Genomic DNA, 14,861 nt, shown 5'->3' with positions numbered 1-14,861 from the left:
CCTCCGGAGTAGCATTCCCGATGTGGCGGGCTCAGTCTTCCAGATCGACGTCGAGGATCGCCATGGTGAAATTGAACGAGCGGTCGCCGTCCTCATCATCGACATGGATGATGCCGATGAACTCGTCGGCGAGGTACACCTCGGCCGAATCGTTCTTCTTCATACGGGCGCGCACGCTGATCGTGTGATTGGCGAAGGTGCGGCGCAGATAGCCTTCGAGCTTGGCGAGTTCGGTCTTGTCCACGGTGTCGGTCCTTATCGGTTGGCGGGACGGATGCCATGGCAAGGCCGGGAGGGCAAGCCGGAAGGCCGCACCGGCCTTGGCGACAGGGCCGCTCGACCGCAGCCCCACGCCGCCCCTGCATGATGACGAGACCCTGACGGACTGGCGCGGAGATGCGTTACTCTGCGCGAAGTTCCGCCTGCGATGGATCGCGCGATGAAGCCCTGGCTGCCCCCTGCCCTTGCCTATATTTCCTCCTGGCTCGACTTCCAGCTGCGCCTCCACGACCAGCCCGGCTGCGCGATCGCCATCGCCGACGGGCCGGAAATCGTGTTCGAGGCCGCTTTCGGCATGGCCGACATCGCGACGGGAGAGGCGCTGACGCCGCGCCACGGCTTCCGCATCGCCTCCCATTCCAAGAGCTTCACCTCGGCCGGCATCCTGCGGCTGGTCGAGGCCGGCCGCCTTCGGCTCGACGATCAGGTCGGCGGTTTCGTGCCGGGCCTGCATCCCGAGATCGCGGTCGTGACACTGGGCCAGCTTCTGTCCAACAGCGCCGGCCTGACCCGTGACGGCCCCGACAATGGCCAGTTCTTCGACCGCAAGCCCTATTGCGACAAGGCCGAACTCCTCGCCGACCTCGCCATGCCGCCGATCCTGCCCGCGTCGCAGCGCCTGAAATACTCCAATCACGGCTTCGGGCTGCTCGGCCTCGTTATCGAGGCCGTGACCGGAGAACCCTATGCCGACTGGATCGCCAGCGAGGTCGTGGCCAATATCGGATTGTCCGAAACGAGGCCCGACATCACGCTCTGGTCGGGTCCGATGGCGAAAGGCCACAGCCCCAAACTGCCTCTCGGTCGGCGCGTCGTGATTCCCGGCGACAATCCATGTCACGCCATGGCCTCGGCAGCGGGTTTCGTCGCCACGGCCGCCGATCTCGCGCGCTTCTTCGCCCAGCTTTCGCCGAAGGCAGAGCGCAGCATCCTGTCGCCGCTCAGCCGCCGCGAGATGACCCGCCGCCTCTGGCCCGATGATGAGAGCAGCCTTGGCCGCCACTACGGTCTCGGCACGATCTCCGGCGGCGAAGGAGATTGGAGCTGGTTTGGCCATTCCGGCGGTTTCCAGGGTTTCATCACCCGCACCGGCGTCCTGCCGGAGCACGGCATCACGATCTCCGTCCTGACCAACGCGATCGACGGCCTCGCCCATCCCTGGATCGAGGGCGTGGCCCATATCCTCAAGCGCTTCTGCGAACTCGGCGCGCCGACACCGACCACTCAAGGATGGAACGGCCGCTGGTGGTCGATCTGGAACTGCGGCGATCTCGTTCCCTTCGAAAACAAGGTGCTGATCGCCAACCCCGCGCTGTTCCAGCCTTTTTCCGATGCCGGCGAAATCACGATCGAAGCAGCCGATCTCGGCCGCATCGCGAAAGCCTCGAGCTTCAACAGCCCTGGCGAAACGGCGCGGCTGGTGCGCGACGCCGGCGGCGCGGTCGCGGAGGTCTGGCTCGGCGGTGCACGGCTGGTGAGCGAAACGGCGCTGCGGGAAGAGATGCTGGAGCGCTACGGCGGGAACGCCGGGGCCTGAATCGACGCCGTTTTGCGCGACCCGCTCAAAACAAAAACCCCGGCTCGCGCCGGGGTTTTGTCAGTGCGGTATCGCCGCGAAGTCCTGAAGATTACTTCAGGCTGCCGGCGATCGCGGTGAAGGTCGAGATCAGCTTATCGCCGACCGAAGTCATTGCCGTGATGGCGGCGACGGCGACGAGTGAAGCGATCAGGCCGTATTCGATGGCGGTCGCGCCGGATTCATTCTTGACGAAGCGAGCGAACAGGTTCTTCATGAAATTACTCCCCCTCAACTAAGCGATGTCTTTGGTCAACGCCGGATTGGCGCCGGTGACCAGGGGAGAATACAATCGCTGGCTTTCCGATGAATTAAAACGATCGCGGGAATTGCGGCATAAACGCCACTTTAGATGGCATGGCAAAGCGTCCCTTAACGCCGGTGCACAGCAATCCCGCCTCCGCGCCTCATGCTTGCCCGCGCATGAAATGCAGCTTGCGGAACCGGCTCCGGAACGCCGTCACATCCCGCGCCACGGCGTCGGCCGGCCTCGAACCGCTCAGGCCCTCGGCGATGTAGCCGGCAAGCTCGGGCATGTCGGCGGGCGTCATGCCGAAGCGCACGATCTCGGGCGTGCCGAGCCTCAACCCGTTGACGTCCCCAGAAACCGCCGGCAGCGGCAGGCCGATTCCGCAGGTCAGCAGGTTGATCGCGCGCAGCTTCTTCGCCGCCGCCTGCCCGCCGCCATAGGCATGGGCCTCGATCGCGAACTGATGCGAGGTGGTGATGCCGCGATCGCGGGCAAAGACCGGCACCTGCCGCTCGACCAGCGCCTCGCCGAGCGCCTTGGCCGTCAGCGCCATCATCTGTGCATAGTCACGACCGTACGCCTTCCAGTCGAGCAGCGTGATCGCGAGCGAAGCCGATTTCGCCGCATCGAAATTGGCGGTCATGCCGGGATAGGCGATCGCGTCGAGGCGTCTGGCGATATCCGCGTCGTTGGTGGCGATCAGACCCGAAGGCGGGCCGCCCAGGCTCTTATAGGTGCTCATCGTCATCAGATGGGCGCCTTCTTCCAAAGGTTGCTGCCAGCCATGGCCGGCGATCATGCCGGACATATGCGCGGCGTCGAACAGCACGAGCGCGCCGATCTCGTCGGCAATCGCCCGGATTTCGCGGATCGGATGGGCGAACAGGTTGAGGCTGCCCCCGATCGAGATCAGCTTGGGCCGCAGCCGCAGCGCATCCTCGCGCAGGCGCTTGAGATCGACGGTGTAGCCGGTCGCGTCGACCGGGGCCGGATGGGTGACGATGCCGTAGAGCCCGGCTGCGCCCGCGCCATGATGCGTGACATGGCCGCCGATCTCGCCAGGCGGCGCGATGATGCAGTCGCCGGCCTTGGCCGCGACCATGAAGGCGTAGAGATTGGCGATGGCGCCGGACGGCACCCGGATCTCGGCATATTTCGCGCCGAAGACCTCGGCTGCAAGTTCGGCTGCGATGACTTCGATCTGCTCGATCGCCTCCAGCCCCATCTCGTATTTGTCGCCGGGATAGCCCAGCGAGGGCCGCGCGCCGAGCCCTGCCGAGAGCACCGCCTCGGCCTCGGGGTTCATCACATTGGTCGCTGGGTTGAGGTTGATGCAGTCGCGCTCGTGGATCTCGCGGTTCTGCGTGGTCAGCGCGGCGATGCGGGCCGCGATCTCGTCGAGCGGCTGCCCCGCCGTCTGGGCCGCGATGCGCAGCACATAGTCCTCGCTCTCCTGCGGAACCCAGTCGCGCCTGCCCAGAGCCGTCATGACCATCCCCTCGAAACCGACACGGCCAAGCCGCGGAATGAAAGCGATATGAGCGATTTGCGCAGCCTCGCGCAAACGAGTTATCGTCGCTGGAAGGCAGAGAAAATCTCAGCCTGAGGATTGCTCGCACATGCCCGTGAAGCCGCCGCGCCCGCGCCTGCCCTCGCTCAACGCGCTGCGAGCCTTCGAGGTCGCGGCGCGCCATGAGAGCTTCACGCAATCGGCCGAGGAACTCGGCGTCACGCCGGGCGCGGTTACTCAGCAGATCAGGCAGCTGGAAGCCTGGCTCGGCTTCCCGCTGTTTCGCCGCCTGGCCCAGGGCGTGGAGCTGACGCAAGGCGCGCGCGACATCCTGCCGAAGCTGACGCGCGGCTTCGACATGCTGGGACAGGCGGTGCAGGAGTTGCGCGCCGGCCATGACGGCCGGGCGCTGACCATCGCCGCCCTGCCCTGCATCGCGCAGCTCTGGCTCTCGCCGCGCCTGTCGGCGCTTCAGCAGGCCTTTCCCGGCCTGCAGATCTCGGTCGCGGCGATGGAGCAGCCGCCCGATCCCCGCCGCGAGCCCCATGATCTGGCGCTGTTCTACCTGCCGACGGATGCCGCGCCGCCGGCCGCGCAATCGCTTGGTCATGACGCGATCCTGCCGGTCTGCGCGCCGGCACTGGCGAGCAGAATCGCCAGCGTCTATGACCTCACCCAGACGACGTTGCTGCACGATGCCGTCTGGCGCGACGACTGGCGGCGCTGGCTCGCCTTCGCGGAGGGACCGGCGGCGATCGACCCGTCGCGGGGCCCGTCCTTCTCGCTCTACAGTCTGGCGCTCGACGCCGCGCTGTCAGGCTCCGGCGTGATGATGGGGCGCCTCAGCCTGATCGGACCCTACCTGGCCGATGGCCGGCTGGTCGCGCCCTTCGCGCAGGCAATGCAGACGGGCGACGCGCTCATGCTGGTCCCGGGCACGCAGGCAAAAGCCCATGGCAACCGGGACGAGATCGCGCGCTGCCTTGTCGAGGGGCAGCCGCGGCCGGCTCAGATATCCCCGCCGCAATCGCCGGCGAGTATCTGATCCATCGAGCGCGAGGGCTCGGCACAACCCGCCTCGCCGACGACCTTGGCCGGCACGCCTGCCACCGTCTTGTTGCGCGGCACGGCCGTCAGCACGACCGAGCCCGCCGCGACCCGGGCGCATTGGCCGATTTCGATATTGCCTAGGATTTTTGCGCCCGCGCCGATCAGCACGCCCTTGCGGATCTTCGGGTGGCGATCGCCGCCCTGCTTGCCGGTGCCGCCGAGCGTCACGTCCTGCAGCATCGAGACATCGTCCTCGATCACCGTGGTCTCGCCGACGACGAGGCCGGTTGCATGGTCGAGGAACACGCCCTTGCCGATCCGCGCGGCCGGGTTGATGTCGGTCTGGAACACCTCGGAGGAGCGGCTTTGCAGGTAGAGCGCGAAATCGCGCCGGCCCTGCAGATGCAGCCAATGCGCGAGGCGGTGGGCCTGCAGCGCATGGAAGCCCTTGAAGAACAGCACGGGCTCCAGAACGCGGTAGCAGGCGGGATCGCGGTCGAGCACTGCCAGCACATCGGCGCGCATGCCAAGCCCGATCTCCGGATCGGCGGCGAGCGCCTCTTCAAAGGCCTGCGCGATCAGATCGGTCGAGACCGCCGGATGTCCCAGCCGCGTCGCGACACGATGGCTGACAGCCGCTTCGAAGCCGGGCTGGTTCAGGACCGAGGACAGGATGAGCCCGCTCAGCGACGGCTCGGCTGCGCTTGCGGCTTCCGCCTCCCGCCTGAGCCGCGCCCAGACTGGATCGACCCGGTCGAGCCCGGTCGAGAGGTCGCGAATATCCGTGACGGAGCGCCCTGACGGCATGTTCGTTCTCCGATGAAAGCCTTCGGTGAAAGCTGTCTCTAGCACGCGTCGCAGGCGATCCGCCAAACGCGAAGTCGCGAGCCCTTGAGATCGGCACGGCGCGCGCCTGAATCAAGAGCGCAGCATAACGCTTCAAGCGGCTGGAAAACCTGTAGTTTCCAATCGAAGCCCTGCGAAGGCGTCAAAGCCTCGCCAGAAAATCCAGCACGGCCTGCTTGTGGGTCTTGTCGCCGACAGCGAGGTTGTGGTCGCGCCCCTCGATGTCGAAGGCCTCCGCGCCGGGGATCAATCTCGCCAGTTCCGGGCCCGAGCCGGCGACATCGTCCTTCGTCCCGACGCTGACCAGGGTTGGCAAGGCGATCGTCGCGACCTGCCCTGCGCTCAGCGTCTGGCGCGAGCCGCGAATGCAGGCGGCGAGCGCCCTGAGATCGCTTTTGGTCGCATCGGCGAAGGCGCGGAACATGCGCTGCATCGGGTCGGTCAGCACGTCGAGCGACGGCGCCTCCATCGCATCCGCGATGCCCAGCGGCAGGCCGACGCCCTCGACGAGATGGATGCCGAGCCCGCCGAGCAGCAGCGCCCGCAGCCGGTCGGGATGCGCCAGCGCCAGATGAGCCGAAATGCGCGCACCCATCGAATAGCCCATCACCGCCGCTTGGCCGATATCGAGATGGTCCATTAGCGCCCGCACGTCCTCGGCCATGATCTGCGAGGAATACGCGGCGGGCTCGTAGAGCTTCTCGCTTTGGCCATGGCCGCGATTGTCGAGCGCGACGACGCGGTAGCCGGCATGGGTCAGCGTCTTCGTCCATTGGGTATTGACCCAGTTGACCGCATGGCTGGAGCCGAAGCCGTGCACGAGCATCACGGTCTCGCCGCGCGGCGCATCGCCGGTCGGCGCGAGGTCGATATAGGCGAGGCTGACGCCGTCGGAGGAAAAGCTTTGCATGGTCGGCAACCGTCAAGGCGATGAGACTGGCCTCTCACCTGCCATGCGGAAGCCGGTTTGGGTAGCGGCCAGGGTCGGCCTTGCCTATGAAGGCAGGAATGAGCCAGCCCGACCCACCCCCACCTCGCGCCTCATCCGGCGGCCGCATCGATCTCATCGACCTCGCGCGCGGCATCGCTCTGCTGGCGATGTTCGTCTTCCACTTCGCCTACGACCTGTCGAATTTCGGTCTGGTCGATTTCGACGTGCAGGCCGAGCCGGGCTGGCGCTGGTTTGCGCGCACGATCGCCGCCTCCTTCCTGACGCTGGTCGGGATCAGCCTGGTGCTGGCGACGCGCAATGGCCTGAACATCGCGGCCTACCTGAAGCGGCTCGCCATGGTCGCGGGCGCGGCTGCCGTTGTCACCATCGGCACCTGGTTCGCTATGCGCGACAACTTCATCTTCTTCGGCATCCTGCATCATGTCGCGCTGGCAAGCGTCATCGCCCTGCCCTTCCTGCGGCTGCCGACTCTGGCGCTCGCCCTTGCGGCGATCATGGTCTTCGCCGCTCCAGTGCTGCTGGCCGATTCGGTCGAACCCATCCCATTGGTCTGGCTCGGCCTGACGCCGATGCCGTTTCCGAGCGCCGATTTCGTGCCGGTGCTGCCCTGGTTCGGCTGGGTGCTGAGCGGGATGACGCTGGCGCGGCTGGGACTGCCGGGATTTGCGGCGTCATTCGCGAATTGGCGCGCACGCAGCTGGCCTGCGCGAATCATCGTGCTCGGCGGCCGCAACAGCCTTCTTGTCTATCTCGTGCATCAGCCGGTCTTCATCGGCCTGATCATGCTGGCGACGCAAGGTTTCGTGCTGCGTCAGCCCGAGGAGCGACCCTTCATGCTGTCCTGCCAGCGCGGCTGCGCCGGCGGCAGTCTCGGCGCCGATGCCTGCGAAAAGCTCTGCGCCTGCACCGTCGACAGCCTCAAGGCCGAAAATCTCTGGTGCAAGGTGCTGGATAACGCATTGAACGAAGCAGAACGCGCCCGCACCGCGGCCCTCGCGCAGGCCTGCCTGCGCCCGCAGGCGCCACGCCCCTGAGGCAATCGCGCACTGGCGCGAGGTCTCGTGGCGGGGTAGCTTGCGGCCGCATCACATTCTCAGCACCATTTGCGCAGAGCGACGATCATGGCCGATACGGGCATTCCCCATTTCCACAACGATCCCGGCGTCGCCGTCGTCCATGTCGGCGCGCATGAGTTCATGTGCATCGGGGCCAAGCCGCCTTTCGACCACCCTCATGTCTTTCTCGATATGGGCTCGGATCACGAGATCGTTTGTCCGTATTGCTCGACACTGTTCAAATATGATGCCTCGTTGAAGGGGGGGGCGTGCATTCCGCCGGAATGCGCTCATCACGAAACGGCAAAGGCAGCCTGACCATGACGATAATCCGCACCGCAGCCCTGATCGCCTTGCTTGCGACCCCGCTTCTGGCCGGCTGCCAGGGCTATCAAAGCGCCCGAGTCGGCGGCCTGGCCGAGCCCAACGGCCGGTCCTGGGCCTTGCTCGGCTCGCCCCGCCCCGACACCCCGCCCGACCGCGACGCCCGCAAGGACTGATGCCGGGCGCCACCACGCCTGACATATCCATCCGAACCCGATAGCCCGTGCCTGCACCACATATTCTGATCGCAGGCGCGGGTATTGGCGGCCTCACAGCAGCCATTGCGTTGGCGCGGCGCGGCATCGCCGTGACCGTCGCGGAAAAACGCACAGGCTTCGGCGAGAGCGGCGCAGGCATCCAGATCTCGCCCAATGCTGGCCGCGTGCTCGACGGGCTCGACCTCGTTCTGCCGATCAAGCGGGCCTCGGTGAGCGTCGAGCGCGTCGCGATCAGGCGCTGGCGCGATGGCGCGGCCCTGGCCGAAGTACCGATGATCACAGGCGACGCGACGACGCCGTTTCGCGTGCTCAAGCGCGCCGATTTGCACATGCTGCTTCTGGACGCCGCCCGGGCGCTGCCCAATCTCCGCCTGATGGTTGGGCGCAGCCTTCAGGAGGTAGATCAGTCCGCCGACGGCGTGACGGCCACGCTGCTCAGCGACGGCGGCCAAACCGAGACCGTCGAGGCGCTCGCCGTCATCGGCGCGGACGGGCTCTGGTCGCGACTGCGCGAGCTGACCAGCGACCGCGCCCGGCCTGCTTTCACCGGCTTCGAGGCCTGGCGCGCGCTCGTGCCGACTGGAGGCGCAAGGCAGGCCGCCGAGGTTACGCTGCATCTCGGCGCAGGCCGCCATGCCGTGCACTACCCCGTCGCGGCCGGGCGCGAGACCAACCTCGTCATCATCTGCGAAGCGAAGGAGGCGCGCGAAGGCTGGTCGCGCGAAGGCGACGCACAGCTGCTTGCCAGTCGGATATCCGACGCCGCGCCCGCCTTGAGGCAACTCGCAGGTGGTGCCCCGTCCTGGCAGGTCTGGTCGCTGTTCGACAGGTCGCCCGCCGCGATGGCGCAAGGCCGCATCGCGCTGCTCGGCGACGCAGCCCACCCGGTCCTGCCGTTCTTGGCGCAGGGCGCGGCGCTGGCGATCGAGGATGCAGCCGTGCTGGCGCGCCTGCTCACGACGCATCTGGAGCGGGACGGACCCAATGGCGTGCCCGAGGCGCTGGCTCACTATGCCCGGGCAAGGGCCGGGCGCGTTTCGCGCGTCCAGGCGACGAGCCGCGAGAATGGCCGCACCTATCACCTGCGCCAACCCTGGAGCCTGGCGCGCAACCTCGTGATGCGGCGGCTTGGCCCCGACGGCATGCGCCATCGACTTGACTGGCTCTATGACTGGCGCGACGACGCCTGACATCCGGGAGCCAAATTTCGCCAGCCCATCGCGGCAGCGCGATTTTTGCCGCGGCGGCGCCTATCTCGCCTTCGCCGCAATTGCTTCCTACGTTGTGCATCTCGATCAACCGGACGAAAGCGACATGATCCGCGTCAATCTTCATCGGCTTGGAACGCGCGGCGCGGGAACGCCACGCTGGGCTGCATGGCTGGCCATGGCGGCGAGCCTCGTCGTCGGCGTGACGCTGTTCCTGCTCGCCGCCAGCCTCGCGCTGATCCTGATCCCGGTCATCATGGTTGCCGGCGCGATCGCGATGTGGCGGCTGAAGAGCAGGCTGAAGGCGGCGGGCTTCGGCCAGCAAAGCCCGTTCGCGCGCCAGGAACGGCAGCCGGGTCAGGCTGAGATCATCGACGCTGAGTATCGGATCATCGAGCAAGGCGAGCCGCCGCGCCGCTGACCTGAGCCGTCAGCCCGGCAGCCGCGTCAGGATCACGGCCGCGACGGCGCAGGCCGCAAGCGTCGGGATCATCCCGACCTTGAAGCGCAGCATCGCAACCATGGCCGCGCCTGAGAGCAGGGCTGCGCGCCAGTCGAGCGAAGCCAGCACCGGCCAGTCCGGCGAGAGCCCAAACAGGCTGACGGCCCGAACCTGCCTGAACAGCACATGCAGCCCGAACCAGAGCGCCAGATTCATGATCACGCCGACGACGGCCGCCGTGATCGTGCTCAACGCTGCCGACAGCGCCCTGTTGCCGCGCAAGGCCTCGACATAAGGGCCGCCAAGGAAAATCCAGAGGAAGCACGGCGCGAAGGTCGCCCACAGCGTCAATAGCGCGCCCAGACCGCCCGCGAGCAGAGGCGGCAGCGCGCCTGGCGCGCGATAGCCCGCGAGGAATCCGGTGAACTGCAGCACCAGGATCAGCGGCCCCGGCGTCGTCTCGGCGAGCCCCAGCCCATCCACCATCTCGCCGGCCCGCAGCCAGCCATACGTCTCGACGGCGGCTTGGGCTACATAGGCCAGCACCGCATAGGCCCCCCCGAAAGTGACCACCGCCATGGTGCTGAAGAACGTCGCGATCTGGGTCCAGACGCTGCCCGCCCCCATCATCAGCCAGAGCAGCAGCACCGGCCCAAGCCAGAGCGGCAACCAGATGACAAGTGTCCGCAGAGCCCGCGCGGCCGACGGCCGGACATGCTCCATCTCGCCGCGCGCGAACATCTGGTCGACGATACCCACGACATCGGGTCCCGACGCGCCATGGCCCGCGCCCGCGCCGAAGAGATCGGGCCGGGCGCGATGGCCGAGCCAGCCGATCACTCCGGCCGCCAGGATGATCAGCGGGAACGGCGCCTTGAACAGGAAGATCGCGATGAAGGCCGCGATCGCGAGTACGACCATTGCGCGGTTCTTCAGCGCGCGTCGGCTGATCCGCAGGCCGGCCTCGATCACGACCGCGAGCACCGCCGCCTTGACGCCGAAGAAGACGCCGTCGACGAGCGGCACCTCGCGATAGAGCACGTAGAGAATGCTCAGGCTCAGCATCACGAAAGCGCCGGGCAGGATGAACAGGAGCCCGGCGATCAGGCCACCGAGCGCGCGGTGCATCAGCCAGCCGATATAGACGGCAAGCTGCTGCGCTTCGGGGCCCGGCAGCAGCATGCAGTAGTTCAGCGCATGCAGAAAGCGCTGCTCCCCGATCCAGCGCCGCTCCTCGACCAGTTCCTTGTGCATCAGCGCGATCTGCCCAGCCGGCCCGCCGAAGGAGAGCAGACCGATCCTGGCCCAGACCCGCGTGGCCTCCGCCAGCGTCGGAACGTTGGCGGAGGATGGCGCAGGCTCGTCATTGATTGCGATGGTCATAACGCCGCCCTCAAGCCCTGACCGGCCCGGCGGGCCAGTTGTGACTTTCCTCGCTGGCGTCGCGGCACCAGCGATAGAACGCGTCGTAGAGCAGAATGCCGGCATCGAGCTGTTCGAGATCGTCCCTGAACATTCGCGACAGCCCCAGCGACGCCGCGAGAAAGCCCGCCGCCTGCGGCGCGAGATCGAGCGCTGCCGTGTCGGCCGCGCGCACGATCGTCGCCAGCCTGTCGAGCGCCGGCAATGCCAGCCCGAACTCCTCGATCATGACGTCGAAGGTGCAGCGCTCGGCCCGGTGGCTCCAGAACACGCCGTCGATGTCGAACGGCGTCGCTCCGAAACGATCGGCCACGTCCACGACCTCCGCGGCGGCGACGAACAGGAACACGGCCTTGGGATCGACAAAGCGCCGAATCAGCCATGGGCAGGCGATGCGATCGACCTTCGGCCGCGCCCGCGTCACCCACAAGGTGCGGCCGGCGGCGTCGCGCGGCGGCAGCTTGCCGGTCGAAACCAGCGCTCCGCCGGCATCGCGCCAGGCCTCGAAACCGCCTTCCAGGTTCTCGGCCGCGACACCCTCATGCCGCAGCCAGGCGGCGACGCCCTCGCTCAGCTTCTGACCGCGCTGGCAAACGACGACGATGCGCTGGCCGGCATATCCGCCGGCCCATTCGGCGACGTCCTTGTGGGACCGGTGGTCGGCATTTGGCAGAATGCGCGGATCGCGCGCAACGTCGTCGGGAATGCGGACATCGACGATGGTCGGCGCATTCGGCAAGCCGACGAGCCGCGACAACTGCGCAGCGGTGATCTGTGTGCTGGAAGACATGGGCGTCCATCCTGAAACGAGGAAACTGGACGCGATCCTTGGGCCGAGGCCTCACGGGGTYGTCGCGGTGAACCCCTTGCAGGGTTTAGATCATGCCGGGTTGCGCAGCGTCAACGGTCTTGCGCACGGTCAGTCGATACGGCTGACCAGCACCTTGTCGATGCGCCGCCCGTCGAGATCGACCACCTCGAAGCGCCAATGGCCCTTCTCGAAGAACTCGCCGACATTGGGCAGGCGGTTCATCTCGGCCAGAATGAAGCCGGCCACCGTCTGGTAGTCGGCGTCCTTGGGCGTGTGGATGCCGAGTTCATGCGAAAACTCGTCGACCTGCATCCAGCCCGCGACGAGCCAGGAGCCGTCGGCGCGCGTCACGATCGGCGGCTCGCTCTCCTCTTCCTCCTGGAACGCGCCGATGATCGCCTCGAGCACGTCGCCTGGCGTGATGATGCCCTCGAAATGGCCGTACTCGTCGAAGACCAGCGCCATATGCACCTTTGAGGCGCGGATATCGCGCAGGATCCGCAGTGCATTGGCGGTGTCCATCACCACGGGCGCCTCGTCCACGAGATCGCGCAGATCATGCGCCCCCCCGTCCGACAGCCGGTCGATCATGTCCTTAACGACGCAGACGCCGACGATCGAGTCGGGCTCGCCATCCTGAACCGGCAGCCGCGAGCGGCGCGTCGCGCGCAGCTGCGCGCGGATCTCGTCGGCGCTGTCGGTCAGATCGATGACCTCGACCTCGCGGCGCGGCGTCATCAGCGCCCGGGCCGAACGGTCGGCGAGCCGCATCACGCCGGAGATCATCTCGCGCTCGTCGCGCTCCAGCACACCGGCATTTTCCGCCTCGGCGATGATGGTGCGGACCTCTTCTTCCGTCACGGTCTCCTCCGGCTCGCCCTTCTGGCCGAGCAGGCTGAGCACCGCCCTGCCCGACAGGTCGAGCAGGAAGACCAGCGGCGCGCCGATTTTCGACAGGAACAGCATGGCGGGCGCGACGCGTGAGGCGACGCGTTCAGGGTCGCGCAACGCGATCTGCTTGGGCACGAGTTCGCCCAGGATCAGCGACAGATAGGTGATCGCAACCACGACGAGACCGACGCCGAAACCATCGGACATGGCGCGGGAAAGCCCCTGCGCCTCGAGCCATTCCGACAGTCTCGCACCCAGCGTAGCGCCCGAAAAAGCGCCCGACAGCACGCCGACCAACGTGATGCCGATCTGAACGGTCGAGAGGAAGCGGCCCGGATTCTCGGCGAGACGAATCGCGATCGACGCGCCCCGATTGCCTTGATCGCTGAGAACCTTGAGTCTGGCGGAGCGGGACGACACGACGGCGAGTTCGGACATGGACAGCAGACCGTTGATCACGGTCAGGGCCACGACGATCAGTATTTCGGTTAACAAAACCAGCCCGCGCCATGCGATGCCGCACTCGTCAGCGGCCCGCTTCAAAATCCCTTATAGCGTATCATCCCCGCGTGGCGATGGGTCGCGGCAAAGATTATCGCGTTGACGAACGATGGATCGGACGGACATGGCGGACAAGGCAAGCACTCCCTGGCAGCCGGGCGCGGACTGGAAGCAGCCGGGCGACACCCGCCTGTTTGCGCCCGCAACGCAGCGCAACCGCGACGCCATCCTCACCGTTCTGCGCGACCTGCTGCCCGCCAGCGGTCTCGTGCTCGAGATCGCCAGCGGCTCGGGCGAGCACATCGTGCATTTTGCCGCAGCCCTCCCCGGCCTGACCTTTCAGCCAAGCGATCCCTCGCCAGAGGCGCTGGCGAGCATCGCCGCCTGGGCCGAAGCCAGCGGCGCCGGCAATATCCGGCAGCCCTTGTTGCTCGATGCGCTCAGCCCGGACTGGCCGGTGGCACAGGCCGACGCCATCTTGTGCATCAACATGATCCACATTGCGCCATGGGCCGCGACGCAAGGGCTGCTCCGCCACGCCGGCCGCATTCTGGGCAGCGGTGCGCCGCTCTACCTCTACGGCCCCTACCGCCGGCCCGGACGCCCGCTCGAACCCGGCAACGAAACCTTCGACGCCAGCCTGAAATCGCGCGATCCCGACTGGGGGCTGCGCGACGTCGAGGAGGTGGCGGCGCTGGCGGCGGCAGAAGGCTTCGGCCCGCCGGAGATCACCGAAATGCCGGCCAACAATCTGAGCGTGGTGTTGCGCAAGCGCTGAAGTCGCATCGCTTCACGTGACCAAGGTTCGCGACATCTCCCGGTATAATTTCAGTCTCCGGGAAAAAGGACGGCTTCATAGTCCTGCGCGCCATGGAGAACGTGGAGAACCTCGACGGCGTCTGCGGCGATGCGATAAAAAATCAGATAGTTGCCATGGACGCGGCGTCGCACGCGGGATGTTTCCCAGTCGGGCAACAGTGGAAATGCTCGTGGCGTCGCTCCAATCCGCAGGCAGCGTTCATAGAGTTCCGCGACGAAGGTTTCCGCGCGGGCCGGACTATCCTGCCGGATGGTTTGGCCGATGCGGATCAGGTCAGCGAGCGCAGCCTCGGTGACAACAACCCGCACTATTGCGTGCCGTCCTCTGACAGCTTCAGCTCCGCGCGCAAGCGTCGGAAAGCTTCATCGATCGGCATGGTGCGCCCGGATTCCGCGTCGGCGATGCCACGGGCAAGCGCTGCGTCGAGCGCCTTCAGTTTGGCCGCGCGTTCGCTTTCCTTCAGATAGCGCTCGCGCACGAGGTCGCGGACATATTCGCTATTGGATGCAAACGCCCCCCTCTTGGCCTCGTCACGAACGAACTGTTCGAGTTCCGGGGTGAGCGTCAGCGTCATTTGGCCTTGTGGCTTCATGACAGACCTCCTTGATCTTCTGAAGTGTTCCACAACCTCAGAGAAGTGCAAAACACTTTCGAGATTTCACCTCGGACAAGCCAAGCCGTCGCCAGGCTGACAGCGGATCCCGGC

At 66.6% G+C, this 14,861-nt stretch carries 18 protein-coding genes; 8 read left to right on the top strand and 10 right to left on the bottom strand.

What is annotated here, in order from left to right:
* Nucleotides 1-31: 31 nt before the first annotated feature.
* Nucleotides 32-244 carry a DUF3126 family protein gene (locus AC1DZY_RS17790; protein WP_476821469.1) on the bottom strand — a complete coding sequence of 71 codons (213 nt, stop codon included), beginning with the start codon at nucleotides 242-244 and terminating at the stop codon, nucleotides 32-34.
* Nucleotides 245-439: 195 nt separating this feature from the next.
* Here AC1DZY_RS17790 and AC1DZY_RS17785 point away from each other — a divergent pair, with 195 nt between their 5' ends.
* Nucleotides 440-1,816, top strand: coding sequence for a serine hydrolase domain-containing protein (locus tag AC1DZY_RS17785; RefSeq protein ID WP_476821468.1), 1,377 nt, complete (start codon nucleotides 440-442; stop codon nucleotides 1,814-1,816).
* A gap of 91 nt (nucleotides 1,817-1,907) precedes the next feature.
* Here the strand turns inward: AC1DZY_RS17785 and AC1DZY_RS17780 are convergent, their stop codons facing one another.
* Together AC1DZY_RS17780 and AC1DZY_RS17775 are read right to left on the bottom strand one after the other, a co-directional pair.
* On the bottom strand, nucleotides 1,908-2,072 hold the full coding sequence (locus AC1DZY_RS17780) for a Flp family type IVb pilin (protein WP_476821467.1): 165 nt from the start codon (nucleotides 2,070-2,072) through the stop codon (nucleotides 1,908-1,910).
* A 190-nt stretch (nucleotides 2,073-2,262) separates the two neighbouring features.
* On the bottom strand, nucleotides 2,263-3,594 hold the full coding sequence (locus AC1DZY_RS17775; RefSeq protein WP_476821466.1) for a beta-eliminating lyase-related protein: 1,332 nt from the start codon (nucleotides 3,592-3,594) through the stop codon (nucleotides 2,263-2,265).
* 130 nt (nucleotides 3,595-3,724) lie between these two features.
* Between AC1DZY_RS17775 and AC1DZY_RS17770 the strand changes: the two genes are divergently transcribed.
* Complete coding sequence (locus AC1DZY_RS17770) at nucleotides 3,725-4,660, top strand: LysR substrate-binding domain-containing protein (protein ID WP_476821465.1); 936 nt, start codon at nucleotides 3,725-3,727, stop codon at nucleotides 4,658-4,660.
* On the opposite strand, the gene cysE is transcribed toward AC1DZY_RS17770, so the two are convergent.
* Nucleotides 4,624-5,472 carry a serine O-acetyltransferase gene (gene cysE / locus AC1DZY_RS17765; RefSeq protein ID WP_476821464.1) on the bottom strand — a complete coding sequence of 283 codons (849 nt, stop codon included), beginning with the start codon at nucleotides 5,470-5,472 and terminating at the stop codon, nucleotides 4,624-4,626. The genes AC1DZY_RS17770 and cysE overlap by 37 nt on opposite strands.
* A 181-nt stretch (nucleotides 5,473-5,653) precedes the next feature.
* Complete coding sequence (locus AC1DZY_RS17760; protein WP_476821463.1) at nucleotides 5,654-6,421, bottom strand: alpha/beta fold hydrolase; 768 nt, start codon at nucleotides 6,419-6,421, stop codon at nucleotides 5,654-5,656.
* 98 nt (nucleotides 6,422-6,519) lie between these two features.
* Here AC1DZY_RS17760 and AC1DZY_RS17755 point away from each other — a divergent pair, with 98 nt between their 5' ends.
* The 5 genes from AC1DZY_RS17755 to AC1DZY_RS17735 all read left to right on the top strand — a co-directional run bounded on the left by AC1DZY_RS17755 (nucleotide 6,520) and on the right by AC1DZY_RS17735 (nucleotide 9,689).
* Nucleotides 6,520-7,497 (top strand): heparan-alpha-glucosaminide N-acetyltransferase, encoded by a 978-nt coding sequence (locus tag AC1DZY_RS17755; protein ID WP_476821462.1) that lies wholly within the window; start codon nucleotides 6,520-6,522, stop codon nucleotides 7,495-7,497.
* 87 nt (nucleotides 7,498-7,584) lie between these two features.
* Nucleotides 7,585-7,836, top strand: a complete 252-nt coding sequence (locus AC1DZY_RS17750; RefSeq protein ID WP_476821461.1) for a zinc-finger domain-containing protein — start codon at nucleotides 7,585-7,587, stop codon at nucleotides 7,834-7,836.
* 2 nt (nucleotides 7,837-7,838) lie between these two features.
* Nucleotides 7,839-8,018, top strand: a complete 180-nt coding sequence (locus tag AC1DZY_RS17745; protein ID WP_476821460.1) for a hypothetical protein — start codon at nucleotides 7,839-7,841, stop codon at nucleotides 8,016-8,018.
* A 47-nt stretch (nucleotides 8,019-8,065) separates the two neighbouring features.
* Entirely contained in the window at nucleotides 8,066-9,250 is a 1,185-nt protein-coding gene (locus AC1DZY_RS17740) for an FAD-dependent monooxygenase (protein ID WP_476821459.1), read from the top strand.
* Between the two features lie 124 nt (nucleotides 9,251-9,374).
* Entirely contained in the window at nucleotides 9,375-9,689 is a 315-nt protein-coding gene (locus AC1DZY_RS17735) for a hypothetical protein (protein WP_476821458.1), read from the top strand.
* A gap of 9 nt (nucleotides 9,690-9,698) precedes the next feature.
* Here AC1DZY_RS17735 and chrA read toward each other — a convergent pair whose 3' ends face one another.
* From chrA to AC1DZY_RS17720, 3 genes are all read right to left on the bottom strand, one after another.
* Nucleotides 9,699-11,093, bottom strand: coding sequence for a chromate efflux transporter (chrA, locus tag AC1DZY_RS17730; protein WP_476821457.1), 1,395 nt, complete (start codon nucleotides 11,091-11,093; stop codon nucleotides 9,699-9,701).
* Between the two features lie 10 nt (nucleotides 11,094-11,103).
* Nucleotides 11,104-11,922, bottom strand: coding sequence for a chromate resistance protein ChrB domain-containing protein (locus AC1DZY_RS17725; protein ID WP_476821456.1), 819 nt, complete (start codon nucleotides 11,920-11,922; stop codon nucleotides 11,104-11,106).
* A 129-nt stretch (nucleotides 11,923-12,051) separates the two neighbouring features.
* Nucleotides 12,052-13,314, bottom strand: a complete 1,263-nt coding sequence (locus AC1DZY_RS17720; RefSeq protein WP_476821529.1) for a hemolysin family protein — start codon at nucleotides 13,312-13,314, stop codon at nucleotides 12,052-12,054.
* 145 nt (nucleotides 13,315-13,459) lie between these two features.
* On the opposite strand from AC1DZY_RS17720, the gene AC1DZY_RS17715 reads away from it, so the two are divergent.
* On the top strand, nucleotides 13,460-14,113 hold the full coding sequence (locus AC1DZY_RS17715; protein WP_476821455.1) for a DUF938 domain-containing protein: 654 nt from the start codon (nucleotides 13,460-13,462) through the stop codon (nucleotides 14,111-14,113).
* Between the two features lie 50 nt (nucleotides 14,114-14,163).
* Here AC1DZY_RS17715 and AC1DZY_RS17710 read toward each other — a convergent pair whose 3' ends face one another.
* Both AC1DZY_RS17710 and AC1DZY_RS17705 read right to left on the bottom strand, forming a co-directional pair.
* The gene (locus tag AC1DZY_RS17710) at nucleotides 14,164-14,463 is read right to left on the bottom strand and encodes a type II toxin-antitoxin system RelE/ParE family toxin (RefSeq protein ID WP_476821454.1); all 300 of its coding nucleotides are present in this window, start codon (nucleotides 14,461-14,463) and stop codon (nucleotides 14,164-14,166) included.
* The gene (locus AC1DZY_RS17705; protein WP_476821453.1) at nucleotides 14,463-14,747 is read right to left on the bottom strand and encodes a type II toxin-antitoxin system ParD family antitoxin; all 285 of its coding nucleotides are present in this window, start codon (nucleotides 14,745-14,747) and stop codon (nucleotides 14,463-14,465) included. Before AC1DZY_RS17705 ends, AC1DZY_RS17710 begins: the two co-directional genes overlap by 1 nt.
* Nucleotides 14,748-14,861 lie beyond the last annotated feature (114 nt).

The organism is Allobosea sp. P2_A10, assembly GCF_056405115.1.
This window is presented reverse-complemented; position numbering and strand designations above follow the sequence as displayed.